Raw genomic sequence first — 15,889 nt, forward strand, 5'->3', positions numbered from 1 at the left:
TTTCGGGTTCTGGGTGAGCGTTGTGAATCTGGGTTCCCGTGAACGGTCGCGCGCTACGCCCGCACCTGTGACTGCACCCCACGCGCGAACATGGCTTTGCCGATGCGACGCAGCCAGCCTGTGCGCTTCTGCGGCAGTGGCGCAACATCATCGTCGTCAAACAGCGACGCACGATACGGGGCGACGGCATGCTCGGCGTGCGCAATGACGGTGCGGACCTGAGCTTCGTCGAGTGGTTCGAACGGCTTGAAATGAAACGGGTGCCGCTTGGCGTCGTCCGCAAAAGCGTGAATGGCCGGGAACTCGCGCGACAAGCGGGGCATGAGCTCCAAGACACTGGCCAGCAGCATTTTGGGGCTGGGTTGTTCGCCAAATGAATACTGCAGGTAACGATCCTGAGCGAGCCGCCAGAACGCATCGGTAGCTTCATTGATGCTTACGGCATCGTACTCGAGCGCCGTGCACATGAGCCCCCAGAGCACATGCTGCTCGCGTCCCGACATATTGCGCGTGGGTGACTCGGGCGCCTTGTGCCAGTGGCGTAAAAACCCCCGGTCGAGCACGTAGCCGGTGGGAAAACCGTGGCGCCACATGCGGAGATTGAACTCGGTCCATTCACCCCAGAATTGCCGACGCGGATTGAATCCGCCGATATCCGAGAACAATCGGCGATAACCGGCGACCAGCATGCCTTGCACGGGCATGTAGCGTATGCCATCAACATCCACGTGCGGCGTGGAGTCGCGGGGCTTGAAGCGCGTGTCGGTGTCTTCTTCGTACGACGGCAGTCCGACTATGCCGACCGGGCGCGTGCGGAGCGTGTCTTCGATGGCGCGCAGCACATCGCCATGCAAGGTGAGGTCATCGTCAATGAACGCCACCAGCGGTGTGCGACAGACGGACAGTTGCACGCGACGACCACCGCCAATGGTAGGATCGGTGGAGTTGATGTAGACCCGCACCGGAAGCGATGGCGCCATGGCGCGGATGCGCTGCTCCACGGCCATGGGTTCCTCGTCGGTGGCCGAGTTGTACACGATCACCACCTCGAAGGGCTGCCCGGTGGGCAGCACGGCGAGGGATTGCAGCAGCCGTCCCAGATACTCTACGCGTGATGGAATGGTGAGCATGGTGAACGTCCACCGCGGCGAGGTGGCAATAGCGCTGCCATTGGCAACCACCGATGCCATTACCGGGGTGCCCCAAGCAACGGCAGAACGCACGGAACGAGACGATCGAGCATTTCCATCCACCCTCCAGCCCCCTCGGCGTCGAGTACGACAACACCAGGGAGCGCGCTGAGCACCGGATGAGGACCCCGGTGCGGGTTGCGAATGACAAAGCCACGGTCGGCCTCCGCCAATAGTGACACGTCGTTTTCCTCATTGCCAATGGCTACAACCAGAGGAACTACCCCATTGTTGCCAAATTGGTGCCGTAGCGCACACAATGCTGGGCCTTTGCCGCCCGCCGTGGTGAGGGTGAACCATCGCCCCCCCCTTCGCAACTGCAGCCCGCGGGCTGCGCTCACCTCACGCAGGTGGGATAACTCGGGTGGGGACCACTCGTGCGGGTCGAGTAACACGCTGTGCGTGCGCGCGTGCAGTGCCCGTCGCACCGCGGCACGGGTGCGAAAGCCCAGCGCCTGCAGTGCGCCGAACGGTTGTTGTTGTGTATCGGCGCGAATGAACGCGGGCTCATCTTGCATGCGCGCACGCAATTCCGTCGCGGTCAGTGCGTGCTCGAACGTACGGAGGGTCCGGCGTCCGTGTTGCTCGATGTTTGTCGTGTGCACGCCATCAGGGATGGTCGCCACGTCGAGCGCATGACGGGCGCCATCTTCGGCAATGCAAGGGCCGGGCAGGCCGAGTGCCCTCTGCAGCACCGTGAGCTCACGCAGTGTGCGACTGGAGGCCAGCCCCAGGTGCACCGGGCCGCCCCACTCGGCGGCAACGTGCCCCAACTTGTCGCGCAGCGCGGCCGGTGAGGCCGGGAGCGTGCCCTCGTCGCTAAGCAAGGTGCCATCGACGTCGCTGAGCAGCAACAACGGCACACGCAGCGGGGTCATTCCGGCACGGGGGTGCTAACGGCACCGGAGATGCTCGTGCGCGTGGCCATGCGCGCCAGCAGCGTAGCGCCAATGATGCCAGTGAGCAGGGAGCCAGCCAGCACGCCCACCTTGGCAGCGTCCAACTGCGCACTTTCTCCAAAGGCAAGCCCTGCAATGAAGAGCGCCATGGTAAAGCCGATCCCGCCCAGCACCGACACCCCGAACAGGCCACTCCAGCTGCAGCTGGTCGGGAGTTCGGCCCAGCGCATTTTTACCGCCAGCCACGCGGCGCCAAAGATGCCGAGGGGCTTGCCAATCAGCAGGCCAAGCATGGTGGCGATGACCGCGGGCTGTGTGGCAAATGACGCCATATCCGCAGGGAGTGTGACGCCCGCGTTGGCCAGTGCAAAGACGGGGACGATGCCAAAGTTGACCGGTCGAGCCAGTACTTGCTCCAGCTGATGCTGCACGCAGTGCGCGCCCCGCGAGGGAATGGTGATGGCGAGCAGCACGCCGGCGATGCTGGCGTGCACACCGGATTTGTACACGGCGATCCAGAGCAGCAGTCCGCCGATTACATAGGGCCACACGGTGTGCACCTGCTTCTTGTTGAGCCAAAGCAGTCCACCCATGATGGCCAGAATCGCGGCGAGTGCCAGCGTGACGACGCTCGGGGTGTAAAAAATGGCGATCACCACGACCGCGCCGATATCGTCGGCAATGGCCAACGCGGCGAGAAAGATGCGCAGCGGAGCTGCCACCCGGTCGCCGAGCAGCGCCACGATGCCCAGCGCGAAGGCAATGTCGGTGGCCATGGGGATCCCCCAGCCGCGCGTGGCCGGGGTACCCACTGCAACGGCGGTATAAATGGCGGCGGGTAAGAGCATGCCGCCCAAGGCACCCACCACTGGCAGTGCCGCCTGACGCACGGACGAAAGGGCACCGTCCTGCAGCTCGTGCTTGATCTCGAGGCCGACGAGCAGGAAGAACACGGCCATCAGGCCGTCATTGATGAAGTGCATGGCCGACCACCCGGCCACGTCCACATGCAACAGGTGATGGTAGCTGGCCTGCCAGGGAGAGTTGGCCCAGATGAGGGCGGCGGCTGCACAGAGCAGCAGCAGCAGACCACTGAGCGCCTGGCTCGGCGGTGGCGCCTTCTCGGAGACGTAACCTTCCTCGATATCCATCACATTTTCTTCATGCATTCACGAAGAATAGTCGGCAGATTAAGGCTGGGACACCGCAAATGTGCTGATTGACGGATCACGCGGTGGTGCGTGTTGTATGTAGGAGATACGCTGCGGCGCCATTGGGTGGCCCGGCGAGTTGACTCGCCTTCCGGATTTCGTGTGCTCATGATGTCACCACGCATGCTCCTGCGCCCGTCTGTGCTGGCACCGCTTGTGGCGGTGGTGGTCGCGAGCGCGTTTGCGGGTGGCCGGTGGTATGAACGGCGTGATTCGCAGGCGCGGGATGAGTGGGCTGATGCGCGGCTCTTGTCCACCGCCATCGATTCCGTACGGGCCAACGCCCTCGATTCGCTCCCCAGCGACGAACTCATCCGGAGAGCGGTCTCCGGGATGCTGCGCGAGTTGCAGGACCCCTATGCGGCCTTGCTCCGGCCGGAGAGTTTCGATCGGTATCGCGGCGCCCTGCAAGGCAACGGTCGCGGTCTCGGGCTTACGCTGCGCCGGGGTCCTTTGGGGATGGCAGTGGCGCGGGTGGCCGCTGGCTCGCCCGCCGAAAAGGCGGGAGTGCGTGCGGGTGATCGCGTTCTGCTGGCCGATGGCGTCCCGGTCGGGGGCGATTCCACCCGGGCTGGTCGAGAGCAAGGGGGCGATACCACTCGGACTGCGTCCGACGCGGTCGTACTGACCCTCGTACGTGCACCACAGGGTGACACAGTGCAGGTCACGGTGAAGCGCGCTGCCTGGCATCTGCCGGCGGTCACCGAGCACGGACTCTTGTCCGACTCGGTGGCGTACGTTCGGCTGGTCACCATCTCGGCCCGTTCCTCATACGAGTTGGAGCAGGCGGTGGAGGGAGCCGTCCAGCGGGGTGCTCGCGCATTGGTGCTCGACCTGCGCGGCAACACCGGGGGCCTGTTTGAAGAAGGGGTCCGGGCGGCGGGGCTGTTCTTGCCGCGCGGCGCCGTGGTGGCGTCGCTGGTGGGGCGCGGTGGTGCCAATACGGAGCCGTACCGGGCGCGCGATTCACGGTGGAGCGACATGCCGATCACGGTGCTGGTGGACGAGCGCACGGCCAGTGCGGCCGAAGTGATTGCGGCGGCGTTGCACGATCATCGCCGGGCGCTGCTGGTTGGCGCGCGCACCTATGGGAAAGGCGTGGTGCAGCGCGTCGTGCGCCTGTCGCCCGATCTGGCACTTCGTCTGACGACCGCCCGCTGGCTCACGCCGAACGGTGTGTCGCTGGAACGGCGCCGTGGCAAGGGACTCAACCTGCACGGCGGCCTGGTGCCCGATGTCCTGCTGGACGATCCGGCCCGTCGTGACCTGGCCGCGGTCCCGGCGGAGTGGAGCGCGCGGGCGGCGTATGCGGTGGCCACCGCCGCCGACTCGTTGGCCATGTATGCCTTGCGCGAAGGGTGGGGCATTACCCCGCTTATTGCCCTGGAGGTACGACTGCGTGCCGCCTTGGCGCAGATGGCACCGGCGTCGGCCCGCACGGTGGAGCAGCGGGCCGACTGGGTGAGTGTAGCCACGCGACTGGCAATGGTCCGCATGCTCGAAGTGGAGCGGGCCGGGGAAGCCCTCCTGCGCTACGCGGTACGCGATGATGCCGCGTTGCGCGCCGGCGTGGACGTCGTGGCTCCGGGAACCGACATTTTGCCGGCCATCACGACACCGCTTCCTCCACGCATTTCGTCGCGGTCGCTCGGCCTGCGGTTGGCATTGCCGTGAGTGATTGGTCGTGAGTTGCCAGGCATGCTGATGCCCCTGCGGCCATGACCCGCCGTTGGTGGCTGCTGTCGGCCCTGAGTCTGGTGGGCGGCGTCGGTGCTTTCGTGGGGGGGACCAGCGCCCTCGATGCGTGGGTCGTGACGAGATTCCGCGGCGCCCAGCTGTTTCCGGATGCGGAATTCACGGCGACCTCACTGGCTACGCGCGGCCCCCGTCCGCGCATTGAAACCGTCCGCGTTGGACGGACCCAGGATACACTGCTGGCGGTGCACTTCAGCGCCATGTGGGCGGCGCCGGCGCTGGGAAAAACGGGCAAGGTGTATCTCGCTGGACCGTCGGGGACCGTGACCGCGCGAACGGCGCGCATCGTGGAGCGGCGCGCCTTTCGCGCGCCCCGTACGCCGGGGGCGTCTACATTGCGCCCGGACTCCAACTGGCGCTACGGCTGGGCGTATCTTGCGGTGGTGCCACACGATTCGCGCCAGGCGGCGTTGCGTTTCCGTGGGTGGCTGCTGCTCGACCTTCCGACCCCTTAGCTGCGTTCGATGCACCAATTGCTGCGCTGGGCCCGTTGTCTTGTTGGCGGGAGTATGGCTCTGGTCGCTGCGTTTGCCGGTACGGCGTTTCCCGCCTACGCGCAAACGACACCGGATCCCAAGCCGCTCCGCGGGACGTCCGGCACCTGGCAGGACCCGACGGCGGATACCCTGGTGTCGCGCGCCATTGCGCGTCGCGGCCTCCAACTCGCCGACAGCTCGCTGCTCAGCTATCGCGCGGATGCCCACGGGTTCCTGGCGTTTCTCGCGCAGTTGGGCGAAGGGATCATCATTCCCCCTCGCGTGGTGCAAAGCGAAGAACTCGCGCTCAGCATTGCATGGTGGCAGCCGGGGCGGAGTGCGCAGCGACTGGTGGGCCGACGCGATACCACGTTGCTGCCGGCCGACGTTGGGTATTACCGCGACCGCTACGGCGTCGTGCTCGACAATCTCCCCGATCGTATTCGGCTGGGAGACGGACAGGATGTGCGCGATGTGCCGCACCCGCTCGGCGCTGGTGCGATGGCGCAGTACGAATACACCATGGGCAGTCCGGTGCACATTCGTATTCCCGGTCGCGAGATTCTCGTGGACGAGGTGAAATTCCGTCCGCGCAACGGATCGCTGCCGGCGGCGATCGGGTCGGTGTATCTCGATCGCGAGACGGCGGCGGTGGTGCGTCTGAGTATGACGTTCACGCGGGCGGCCATCATTGACAAGCGTATCGAAACACTGGTGGTGACGCTGGAGAATGGACTGGTGCGCGAACGCTATTGGTTGCCGCGTCGTCAGGAAGTGGAAGTGTCGCGTGGCAGCACATGGTTTGACATCCCGGCGCGCGGCATCGTGCGCGGACGCTGGGAGATTTCCAACTACGAAGTGAATGAGCAAATCCCGACGCTCACAATGCTGCAGCCGCGTTGGAGTTCGGCGCCGCGCGATTCCTTGCGCGCGCACCCGTTTGAAGGGCGAGTGATTGATGCGTTGCCTCCCGAGATTCAGATCGCCAGCAGTGAAGAGGTGGTGCGTGCCAGGGTGCAGGCGGAGGCCGCGGTGCGGGCCTCTCTGCTCGCGCGCCCGGCTACGGCCTCGGTGACAGGACGCGGGGTCAGTGATCTGGTGCGCATGACGCGCGCCGAAGGGCTGGCTCTGGGACTTGGCGGCGCACACAAGAGCGCCACCGGATTCATGATCATGGGGCGCGCGCGCTACGGCTTTGGAGATGAACAGCTCAAGGGCCAGGTGGCCATTGGTCGCGCGCCGGCCTTTGGTCGCTTGCCTACGTTGCAGCTGTTCGCGGAGCGCGAGTATCGCGATCTGGCGATGGCCGAGCGCGCGGGAGTCACCAATTCGCTGTCGTCGTTGCTCTTCTCCAGTGATTACACCACGCAGGTGGATACGCGGGCCGCCGGTGTGTTGTATCGGCGGTCGCCAACCAGCGCGTTCACCTGGCGGCTGGCGGCAGAGCGTGATGAGGCCACCGGACGGTACGGACGAGGAGCCACGCGCACCTTTGCGCCCACTCTCGCTGCGTGGACCCTGCGGGGCGGGCGACTTGAAGTGAGTGGCGGGGGAGGGACTGTCCCCGCTCATGCCACATCGCGTCGGGCCGTGTGGATGTTGTCGGCCAGTGCAGGTGCATACGAGGGCACGGTGCCGACAGTGTTGAACCCGCTGGTCGATCCCATGCCCGGTGTGCCACTGGTGGGGCGTGCTGTTCGCCCGATCGTGGCGCGGGCACAGGGTCTGGTGCACATCACGCAGCCGGTGGGTGGTGACCGCGCCGTCATGCTCCAAACACTGGCGGGTGTTGCCGGTGGGCGTGACCTTCCATCGCAGTGGCTGGTGTTCGCCGGTGGTCCCTGGAGCGCTCCTGGTTATGACTGGCATACGTTCGGATCGCGCGCGCTGGTGTCGCAGCGGGTGGAGTTTCGGTCGCCGGTGCCGGCGCCCTCCATTCCGCTCCGGCGGTTTGGCAAGTCACCGCCGCATGTCACGCTGGCGCCGTTCGTTCAGCTCCTGGCCACCGCCTCGGGAACGGTTGAACGACCCGTGGTCGCGGGGGTGTATCCGTCGGCGGGCGTAGGCGTGTTGTTCTTTTACGACTTGTTGCGGGCCGATGTCTCGCGCGGCCTGCGCAACGGCGCGTGGCGCTTTTCCATTGATATCGATCGGACGTTCTGGGGGATTCTCTGAGCAGCTCGCGCACATCAGGTTCGCCGTTGGCCAAGGCGTACGATCAGGCGTACTTCGACAAGTGGTACCGGCATCCTGGACACCGTGTCAAATCACCGGCCGAGCTGGCGCGCCAGGTCGCGTTCGTGTTGCACACGGCGGAGTTTGTGTTGGGGCATCCCGTGCGCACTGTGCTGGATGTGGGATGCGGCGAAGGGCAATGGCGCGCGGCACTGCGACGGTATCGGCCGCGGGTACACTACGATGGAGTGGACCCGAGCGCGTACGCGGTGACGCGCTACGGTCGGGCCCGCGGCATACAGCTGGGCGGTATCGAGGATCTTGATGCATTGCCGTTGCGCGACCAGTACGATCTGGTGGTGTGTTGTGGCATGCTGAACTATCTCGCCGCGCCGTCGCTGCAGCGGGGGGTGGTGCAGGTGGCGCGACGCACCGGTGGCCTGGCGTACCTTGAACTATTCACCAAAGAAGACGCGTTCGAAGGCGACACCAACTGGCCTGCCCCGCGGGCTGCCTCGTGGTATCGCGCCGCGATGAAGCGTGCCGGGCTGTGGGCGGTAGGTATGCAGTGCTACGTGGCGAACGCATCCCGGGATCGTGTCTCTGCGCTGGAGCGTGTGTAATGGCATCTGATGCCGGTTGGCAGGAGTTCCTGCGCGCGCGGAAAGCGGAGCGGCAGGCGTGTGATGCACCGCGGCCGCTGCGCGCGATGGCGGAAGAGTTTGCGAATCGGGCGTTGGCGCTGATGTTTCCGCAGTTCGCGCACCCGTCGCGCCTGGGCGCCGAGGGGGTGGACAATGAAGCGGCGCATCTGGAGGCCTTGTTGCGCGCGGCCATTACCCCTCTGGTGCCCAACGCGGATGCTGTGGTTGCGGCCTTTCTGGCACGGATGACGGCGGTGCATGATGCGCTGGTGCTCGATGCCAATGCCATCACGAGTGGTGATCCGGCGGCGGGCAGTCTCGAAGAGGTCATCATTGCGTACCCGGGGTTTCTCGCCACGGCGGTGCACCGTGTCGCGCACGAGCTCTATCTGCTGGAGGTGCCACTGTTCCCGCGCGTGCTGTCGGAATGGTCCCATCGGGAAACGGGCATCGATATCCATCCCGGGGCGCGCATTGGTGCGGGCTTTGCCATTGACCATGGCACCGGCGTGGTGATCGGAGAGACCAGCGAGATTGGCGATCGGGTGCGCATTTACCAGGGCGTCACGCTGGGGGCGCTCGCGGTGAGCAAAAAACTGGCCAACCGCAAGCGGCACCCCACCATTGGCAACGAAGTCGTGATCTACGCCAACGCCACCATTCTTGGCGGCACCACCGTGGTGGGTGCAGGGTCGGTGATTGGCGGGAATGTCTGGCTCACGCAGTCGGTGCCGCCGCGGTCGGTGGTGCAGTTCAGCAGTCGGGTCGAGCAGCGTGATGGTGACGACGGTTTGGAGTTTCACATCTAGCGGGAGCGGCACATGAAGGCAGCGACAATTCTCGAGACCATTGGCCATACGCCGCACGTGCGCATTCAACGCCTCTTTGACGCGCCCGTCGAGGTCTGGATGAAGCTTGAGCGCGCCAATCCCGGCGGCAGTATCAAGGACCGCATAGCGCTCAGCATGATTGAGGACGCCGAACGTCGCGGGCTGCTGACGAAGGACAGTGTGATCATTGAACCCACATCGGGGAACACCGGCATCGGGCTGGCGATGGTGGCGGCCGTGAAGGGGTACAAGCTCGTGTTGGTGATGCCGGAGTCCATGAGCATCGAACGCCGGCGCATCATGGCAGCCTACGGCGCCACCTTCGATCTCACGCCGCGCGAGAAGGGAATGAAGGGGGCCATTGCACGGGCGCAGGAGCTGTTTGAGGCAACGCCCAATGCGTGGATGCCGTCGCAGTTTGATAACCCCGCCAATATTTCGGCCCACGTGGAAACCACCGCCCGGGAAATCCTCGCGGACTTTCCGGAGGGGCTGGACTATCTCATTACCGGCGTGGGGACCGGCGGGCATATCACGGCGGTGAGCGAGGTACTCAAGGCGGAGTGGCCACATCTGCAGACGTTCGCCGTGGAGCCGGCCAAGTCCGCGGTGATCAGCGGCGGCCCGCCAAGCCCGCACCGCATTCAGGGCGTGGGCGCCGGATTCATTCCCGCCAATCTGCGCGTGGAGACACTGAACGGCGCCATTCAGGTCACCGAAGAAGATGCGTTTCTGTACGCGCAACGGGCGGCGCGCGAAGAAGGGCTGTTCATCGGCATTTCCAGCGGCGCGTCGCTGGCGGCCGTGGCCCAGAAGATCCCCGAGATGACAAGCGGCGCGCGCGTGCTCACGTTCTGCTACGACACGGGCGAAAGGTACCTATCCATCGACGGCCTCTTTACGGCGTGAGATCTCAGATCTGAGAGTCAGAGTTGAGAATCGAAACAATGCGATGGATATCGAAGGTGAGAGTGTCGAGATAACCACGACGATGAGAAGTCCGAGTGGTTGCCTCCGCGCGCCTGTGCCCCGCACAGGCTTGGGGTAACGGCGTCCGGGGGTAACGGCGGGGACGACCGCTGTTCCAGCGGCGTCCGTGGGGGGCACCGTCACGCGGACGAAGTACTCGCACCTCTCACCGTCGTGGTTATCTCGATACTCTCACCTTCGATATCCATCGCACTTCGCGACTCTCAACGCTCTCAACACTCTCAGTTCGTCGTCTTGCCTCTGTCCTCGCACTTTCTCAGCATGGATCTCTTGTCGGGCGTGATTGGTTTGGTGTGTGGCGTGCTGCTCGGTGCACTTGGCGCCTGGCTGGTGACGCGCGCGCTGTCGCGGGCACATGTCGCCCGCGCAGTGAGCGAGGCGGAGTCGGGATTGCGGGCGCAGCTGGCGCGTCATGAGGCCGAGTCGGCGTTGACGGCGCGTCACGGCAACGTAGCGGAGCTGCTGGGGCCTATTCGCGATACGCTGGCGCGCTACGATGAGGTGCTGGCCCAGTTGGGGCGTGCGCAGGCTCAGGTGGCGGGGCAGATTGGCGAACGGCTGGATGCCGTGGTGCTGTCAGGTGAATCGCTGCGCCGCGAAACGCAGCAGCTCTCGCAGGCGCTGCGGGCGCCCACCGTGCGCGGGCAGTGGGGGGAACTGCAATTGCGCCGAGTGTGTGAGCTGGCGGGGATGCTGGCGTACTGCGACTTCGAACCCCAGGTGTCGGTGCGTACCGACGACGGCGTACAGCGCCCTGATCTCATTGTGCGGCTTCCGGGTGAGCGCCGATTGGTGGTGGATGCCAAGGCGCCGCTGTCAGGCTACCTCGAAGCCATGGCGGCGCCGGATGACCGGCAGCGCACGGCACGGTTGGTCGATCATGCGGCGCAGGTCCGTGCGCATGTGCAGAAGTTGAGCGCCAAGAAGTACTGGGCGCAGTTCGCCGACGCCCCGGACTTTGTGGTGCTCTTTCTCCCGGGCGAAGCGTTTTTTGCGGCGGCGCTCGATGCTGACCCAACGCTACTGGAGAGCGCGTTGGGCGAGCGCGTGTTGCTGGCCACACCCACCACGCTGATCGCGTTGCTCAAGGCCGCGGCCTACGGGTGGCGGCAGGAGCGCGTGGCCGAACAGGCGGAGCAGGTGGCACTGCTCGGGCGTGAGCTGCACGACCGGCTCGGGGTGTTTGACGAGCAGCTGGTGGAGATGGGGCGCGGTCTGCAGCGCGCGGTCGTGGCGTACAACCGCGCACTGGGCAGTCTCGAGTCGCGCGTACTGGTGTCGGCGCGCAAGCTGGGGGAGCTCAGTGGCGCCGATACGGTGTTGCCGGAGGTGCCGTTGCTCGACACGGCGGTGAAGGGGGCGGAGTGACGGCACTCGTGGCTACGCGGGTGGTACGCCGCGAACGCAAAGGGTCGTCGCTGCCGGTCGTGGTGGACACCCCCGATGGCGAGTGGTTCCTCAAGCTCACCGGCGCCTCGCAAGGCACGCTCCCGCTGGTAGCGGAAATGATCGTCGGCACGCTGGCGGAGCAGATTGGCTTGCACGTGCCATCACGCCGTTTGGTAGAGCTTCCGGCCGAGGTGCCCAGCGACGATCCGAACGACGAACTGCGCGATCTGTTGCGCGCCAGCACCGGCGTGAATCTGGCCTTCGCGCTATTGAGTCAGGCGCGTGATCTTACGCCCCCGGAATTCGAGCGGGTTGATGTGGCCACCGCCGCGCGGGTGCTTTGGTTGGATGCGCTGGTGCAGAATCTCGATCGCACGCCGCGCAATCCCAATCTCATGATGCGCCGCGGCACCGTGTGGTGCATTGATCACGGGGCCTGTCTCCCCTTTCAGCACGATTGGAGCGCGGTCACGGAGCAGACGCCGCAGCGCTCCTATGATGTGGACGCCCATCTGTTCGCGTGGGCCGCGCCTCTGCTACCCGATGTGCACGCGCAGTACGCGCCGGTGCTCACCCGTGACGTGTTCCGGGCCGCCGTCGCCGACGTCCCCGACGCCTGGCTGGGAGCCGATCCCGTGCGCCGCCGGGAAGGGTATGTGGCGTTTCTCTGGAAACGATTGGGGAACAGCGGTTTGGGTTGAGTGCTGCGGTTCGGGTTTGGACCTGCCACCTCAGTTCTGGACCACCACAGCGGTTCTGGACCACCACTGCGGTTGAGGAACACGGCGGTTTGGGTCTCTGCGGAAGTGCCGCCCGGCTGCGCCGTGGCGGCACGTTCTGGTGGTTGATATACCGGCCACTGCAGTTGAAGTGAGACCACCACCAAAGGAATGCGCCCGCCCGGCAAAGCCGGCGGGCGCTTCCATTTCCACCCCAACTGCGGTGTTCCTCAACTGCAGTGGTGGTCCAGAACTGCAGTGGTGGTCCAGAACTGCAGGAGAGGTTTCAAACCCGAACCGCAGTGGCAGGCAACACAAACCGCCGTTGCCCTTACAGCGACCCCAGCAGATCGTCGATCGCTTTGCGATCCGCGTCTTCCAGCGATTCGGCGCCGTGAATGATCCGCTGCAGAATGTCTACGGCTTCTTCGGCGAGGTTGTCGGGGTGCCGACGATCCTTCGCGAAGCGCACGATGTGCCCCAACAGGATCGTCTCGAACGGCGCCTCTTCCTCGTCGTCGTCGTCCTCGTCGTCATCTTCGTCGTCGTCATTATCGGCGCCCAGTGAGGCTTCGTAGCTGGGCACGCTCTCTTTCCAGGGCTCCGCGTTGTGCACGTCAGCCTCGAGCAGCGAGCGCGGCACGAGCGCAAACAGACGACACTGCAGTCCGGGATCCTCTTCGTAGGCGAAGAGCCCCAGGGGCACCGGTTCGTCGAACAGGTGCAGCTCCACCAGCCGCGCAATGGCCTCGGCCGGCATCGCACTGCGGGCCACCATGCGTCCATCAATGAACGCGCCGAGCGCCGACGAATCGGGCGCACGCGGATCATCGAGTTGGGTGATGGTGATCGTCACCGGCTCGCGCGTCGTGACAAAGACCGCCGGGCGGGCTTCGCCGTCCTCGTTGAGCGGGACGTCCTCGGGGGGATCAAAATTGTCAGCAGACATCGGCAGGAACCATCGAAGGCGCACGGAAACGGGCTCTCTCGCAGGTTAGGCACCTGACGGGCGCCCCGGAAGGGGACCACGGGGTGACATCACACCGTGGAGACCACCTCATTCACGTCGATATTCTCAAAGACGGTCCCCAGCCAGCGCAGCACCGGCCACAGCTCCGCGACAATGATGGCGCTGGCAAGCAGCGTGGCGGCTAGCACCGACCAGCCACCCCAGTCGTTGGTGATCCAAAGGATGAGCGCGCCCAGCCCCACCGGAAACACCAGCGCCACGGCGGCCACCAGCGTCGTCGCACCGGTCGTGAGCAGATTCTGCCCCATCGTTTCAAAGCCCCGTGACTCCGTCCCCAATCGCACCCAGGCCGGAAACAGCAGAGCGGTCCCGTTCTGAATGGTGAACATGAGCGCGTTGAACGCCGGGACGCCCACCGCGATCGACACCAGAATCGGCACCGTGGCGCCACTGTTCAGGAACAGCTCCGGATCCTGCAGAAACATGACCAGCGGCACCGTCATGAGTGACCACACGGTGATGGAGTGCAACACCGTGACCGCCGCAATCTCGGCGGCGACAATGCGCCACCCTTCCAACGGATAGGTCTTGAGGACGGTGAGTCGTGGCAGATCGAGGCGCAGGTCGAATCGCATCCAGAGCGGTCCGATAAAGAGCAACATCGCGCCCCAGCCGATCGTGACGCCCACAAAGGCAGCGCCCGCGCCATCGGAGGCCGATCGGGACACGACGGCGAGCGCGCCGAGCCCAATGATGAACGAGACGAGCTGCGTCTTCCACGAGCCCCCGCGCAGCGCCGCCACCACATTCTTCCACGCAATGGCGACCTCGGGACGCCCCGTCAGCGCGAGACGGGGGACCGACACCAGCTTCCCCTTCTTCGAGCGCGCCTGCCCCATCTGTGAGGCCCGGAAGCGTTGAATACGCTCGGCCCGGTGCTGCGTGGCCTCCAAAGCGGCTTCCTCGAAGGACGTGTCGAGCCGCACCACCCAGAAGTAGTGCCCCGTCACAATGAGGCCAGCCCAGAGCAGCGACATCCCCCACGCCGCCGTGCCGGCGGTCATGATGGGTTCAATCAGCACCCGCACCGGCAACAATGCACTCCACGGCACCGGCGCCTTGAGTGCGTCGGTGATGGCGGTGATGAGCATTTTGATGCCGCCGGTGCTGGCCAGACGGATACCCGGCAGTTCCATCAGCAGGCCGTACACGACCGCGCCAATGAGCCCACCGAAAATGAGCAGCGGCAGCACACCACGTTTGCGCCCCGCTCCCCCGTGCTCCACGGCGTTGGCCCGCACAATGGACGCGCCCATGCGATGCATGGCCAGTGTGGAGAAGAGCATCCACCATCCCAGCGCCCGCTCCCAGGTGGCCAGCTGCGTGGCGTTGCCGCGGAAAATGACGCTGAAAATGATGGTGTTCACGAAAATGGCGAGCTGCATGCGCAGCAGCTTCGTGTGCACCAGCCCGCGTCGGGAGACCGGCGCGGGAAAGAGGAATTGCACCTCGGATGGCGTGAACGCGAGTGCACTGCGGTCGGCGCCAAAGATCCACCAGCGGGCCGACGACAGCAGCGCCAGCGTGCTTCCCACGACCAGCGTGATGTCGGAGGTCAGGATGGAGGCAAGCGGCGCTCCGCCGGCGCGCGTGTTGCGGAAGAGTGCCCAGTAGAGATAGAGCGCCCCCAGCGCGACCGCGACGAGATAGCGGGGGCTGCGCACGCGGGCCGCCTGCGAACGCAGGCGATTGATGAAACTCCGCCAGTACAGGAAGAGCATGGCCTGTGCCGGAGCGGGCTGCCGCTCGGCAACGGTCGTGCTCATGGCGACGGTGGCCGTGGCTACCGAATCAACGGGGATGCTCACGGTCTCAGGCCGCGCCGCTGATCAGCCCGTTCGGCGAGCCATTGGACGTCCCGTCGCCGGTGAGCGCAATGAACATCTCTTCCAACGTCCGTCCGGCCAAATCGGGACGCGCGCTGACGATCTCCTCGATTGTCCCCAGCGCGACCATCTGCCCCCGCCGGATGACCAGCAGGCGGGTGCACAACTCTTCCACCAGGTGCAGCAGATGGGAGCTGAGGATGACGGCCGTCCCTTCGCGCGCCCGAGCGGCAATGGTTTCCTTCATGCGCCGGATGCCCACCGGATCGAGCCCGGTGAGGGGTTCGTCGAGCAACAGCGCCGCCGGGCGATGCAACAAGCCACAGGCAATAGCGAGCTTCTGCTTCATCCCGCGCGACAGCTCCGGCGGCAGCGCGTCCTTCTTGGCCGTGAGCTCCAGCTCTTCCAGTAATTCAGGAATGCGCGGTGCTGCATCAGTGACGCCATAGAGGCGCGCCACAAACTGCAAATGCTCGGTGACCGTCAGGTAATCGAACAGCTGCGGTTCGTCAGGGATGAATGCGAGGCGCGCCTTGGCGGCTACCGGCTGACTCTGCAGATCAATGCCCGCGACGGCAATGCTTCCCGACGTGGGCTGCAGAATGCCTGCCAGCGCACGCAATGTCGTGGTCTTGCCCGCCCCGTTGGGACCGACCAGCCCCAGCACGTCACCGGGGGCGACGTGGAACGACAACGACTGCACGGCAACGGTGTCACCGTAGAGCTTGGTATAACCGGAAACGTCAATCACGAAG

Annotated in this window: 14 protein-coding genes; 8 read left to right on the forward strand and 6 right to left on the reverse strand. The window is 65.3% G+C overall.

Annotated elements, in window-relative coordinates; all coding sequences use genetic code 11:
• Window positions 1-53 precede the first annotated feature (53 nt).
• From GEMMAAP_RS02175 to nhaA, 3 genes are read right to left on the reverse strand one after another with little or no spacing between them, the layout of a single operon-like run.
• Window positions 54-1,223: a glycosyltransferase family 2 protein gene (locus GEMMAAP_RS02175; protein WP_158514694.1), complete on the reverse strand. Its 1,170-nt coding sequence runs from the start codon at window positions 1,221-1,223 to the stop codon at window positions 54-56.
• Complete coding sequence (locus tag GEMMAAP_RS02180; RefSeq protein ID WP_026849241.1) at window positions 1,190-2,068, reverse strand: hypothetical protein; 879 nt, start codon at window positions 2,066-2,068, stop codon at window positions 1,190-1,192. The genes GEMMAAP_RS02175 and GEMMAAP_RS02180 overlap by 34 nt, the downstream gene beginning before the upstream one ends.
• Window positions 2,065-3,258, reverse strand: a complete 1,194-nt coding sequence (nhaA, locus tag GEMMAAP_RS02185) for a Na+/H+ antiporter NhaA (protein WP_238588172.1) — start codon at window positions 3,256-3,258, stop codon at window positions 2,065-2,067. The genes GEMMAAP_RS02180 and nhaA overlap by 4 nt, the downstream gene beginning before the upstream one ends.
• A 150-nt stretch (window positions 3,259-3,408) precedes the next feature.
• Between nhaA and GEMMAAP_RS02190 the strand changes: the two genes are divergently transcribed.
• From GEMMAAP_RS02190 to GEMMAAP_RS02225, 8 genes are all read left to right on the forward strand, one after another.
• Complete coding sequence (locus tag GEMMAAP_RS02190) at window positions 3,409-4,974, forward strand: S41 family peptidase (RefSeq protein WP_043580154.1); 1,566 nt, start codon at window positions 3,409-3,411, stop codon at window positions 4,972-4,974.
• 44 nt (window positions 4,975-5,018) lie between these two features.
• Window positions 5,019-5,510, forward strand: coding sequence for a hypothetical protein (locus GEMMAAP_RS02195; RefSeq protein ID WP_026849242.1), 492 nt, complete (start codon window positions 5,019-5,021; stop codon window positions 5,508-5,510).
• Window positions 5,511-5,564: 54 nt separating this feature from the next.
• Window positions 5,565-7,706 (forward strand): hypothetical protein, encoded by a 2,142-nt coding sequence (locus GEMMAAP_RS02200; RefSeq protein WP_026849243.1) that lies wholly within the window; start codon window positions 5,565-5,567, stop codon window positions 7,704-7,706.
• 26 nt (window positions 7,707-7,732) lie between these two features.
• Entirely contained in the window at window positions 7,733-8,329 is a 597-nt protein-coding gene (locus GEMMAAP_RS02205) for a class I SAM-dependent DNA methyltransferase (protein WP_026849244.1), read from the forward strand.
• Entirely contained in the window at window positions 8,329-9,159 is an 831-nt protein-coding gene (epsC, locus tag GEMMAAP_RS02210) for a serine O-acetyltransferase EpsC (protein ID WP_053333966.1), read from the forward strand. Before GEMMAAP_RS02205 ends, epsC begins: the two co-directional genes overlap by 1 nt.
• A gap of 12 nt (window positions 9,160-9,171) precedes the next feature.
• Window positions 9,172-10,089, forward strand: coding sequence for a cysteine synthase A (gene cysK, locus GEMMAAP_RS02215; RefSeq protein ID WP_026849246.1), 918 nt, complete (start codon window positions 9,172-9,174; stop codon window positions 10,087-10,089).
• Between the two features lie 342 nt (window positions 10,090-10,431).
• On the forward strand, window positions 10,432-11,538 hold the full coding sequence (locus GEMMAAP_RS02220; RefSeq protein WP_043580157.1) for a DNA recombination protein RmuC: 1,107 nt from the start codon (window positions 10,432-10,434) through the stop codon (window positions 11,536-11,538).
• Window positions 11,535-12,260, forward strand: a complete 726-nt coding sequence (locus GEMMAAP_RS02225) for a HipA family kinase (protein WP_043580158.1) — start codon at window positions 11,535-11,537, stop codon at window positions 12,258-12,260. Before GEMMAAP_RS02220 ends, GEMMAAP_RS02225 begins: the two co-directional genes overlap by 4 nt.
• A gap of 349 nt (window positions 12,261-12,609) precedes the next feature.
• Here the strand turns inward: GEMMAAP_RS02225 and GEMMAAP_RS02230 are convergent, their stop codons facing one another.
• The 3 genes from GEMMAAP_RS02230 to GEMMAAP_RS02240 form a co-directional block, all read right to left on the reverse strand.
• A complete protein-coding gene (locus GEMMAAP_RS02230; protein WP_026849247.1) occupies window positions 12,610-13,227 on the reverse strand; it encodes a hypothetical protein in 618 nt (205 codons plus the stop codon).
• Window positions 13,228-13,316: 89 nt separating this feature from the next.
• Window positions 13,317-15,116, reverse strand: a complete 1,800-nt coding sequence (locus tag GEMMAAP_RS02235) for a putative ABC exporter domain-containing protein (protein ID WP_043580159.1) — start codon at window positions 15,114-15,116, stop codon at window positions 13,317-13,319.
• A 4-nt stretch (window positions 15,117-15,120) separates the two neighbouring features.
• Window positions 15,121-15,885: an ABC transporter ATP-binding protein gene (locus tag GEMMAAP_RS02240; RefSeq protein ID WP_026849249.1), complete on the reverse strand. Its 765-nt coding sequence runs from the start codon at window positions 15,883-15,885 to the stop codon at window positions 15,121-15,123.
• Window positions 15,886-15,889 lie beyond the last annotated feature (4 nt).

The sequence above is a fragment of the Gemmatimonas phototrophica genome (assembly GCF_000695095.2).
Classification (GTDB): Bacteria; Gemmatimonadota; Gemmatimonadetes; order Gemmatimonadales; family Gemmatimonadaceae; genus Gemmatimonas; species Gemmatimonas phototrophica.

What these genes read in the sequence shown, in the direction of transcription:
- GEMMAAP_RS02180 (WP_026849241.1), bottom strand. Translation starts at nt 2,068, where the DNA reads ATGACCCCGCTGCGTGTGCCGTTGTTGCTGCTCAGCGACGTCGATGGC.
- nhaA (WP_238588172.1), bottom strand. Translation starts at nt 3,258, where the DNA reads ATGCATGAAGAAAATGTGATGGATATCGAGGAAGGTTACGTCTCCGAG.
- GEMMAAP_RS02195 (WP_026849242.1), top strand. Translation starts at nt 5,019, where the DNA reads ATGACCCGCCGTTGGTGGCTGCTGTCGGCCCTGAGTCTGGTGGGCGGC.
- GEMMAAP_RS02190 (WP_043580154.1), top strand. Translation starts at nt 3,409, where the DNA reads ATGATGTCACCACGCATGCTCCTGCGCCCGTCTGTGCTGGCACCGCTT.
- cysK (WP_026849246.1), top strand. Translation starts at nt 9,172, where the DNA reads ATGAAGGCAGCGACAATTCTCGAGACCATTGGCCATACGCCGCACGTG.
- GEMMAAP_RS02200 (WP_026849243.1), top strand. Translation starts at nt 5,565, where the DNA reads ATGGCTCTGGTCGCTGCGTTTGCCGGTACGGCGTTTCCCGCCTACGCG.
- GEMMAAP_RS02220 (WP_043580157.1), top strand. Translation starts at nt 10,432, where the DNA reads ATGGATCTCTTGTCGGGCGTGATTGGTTTGGTGTGTGGCGTGCTGCTC.
- GEMMAAP_RS02230 (WP_026849247.1), bottom strand. Translation starts at nt 13,227, where the DNA reads ATGTCTGCTGACAATTTTGATCCCCCCGAGGACGTCCCGCTCAACGAG.
- epsC (WP_053333966.1), top strand. Translation starts at nt 8,329, where the DNA reads ATGGCATCTGATGCCGGTTGGCAGGAGTTCCTGCGCGCGCGGAAAGCG.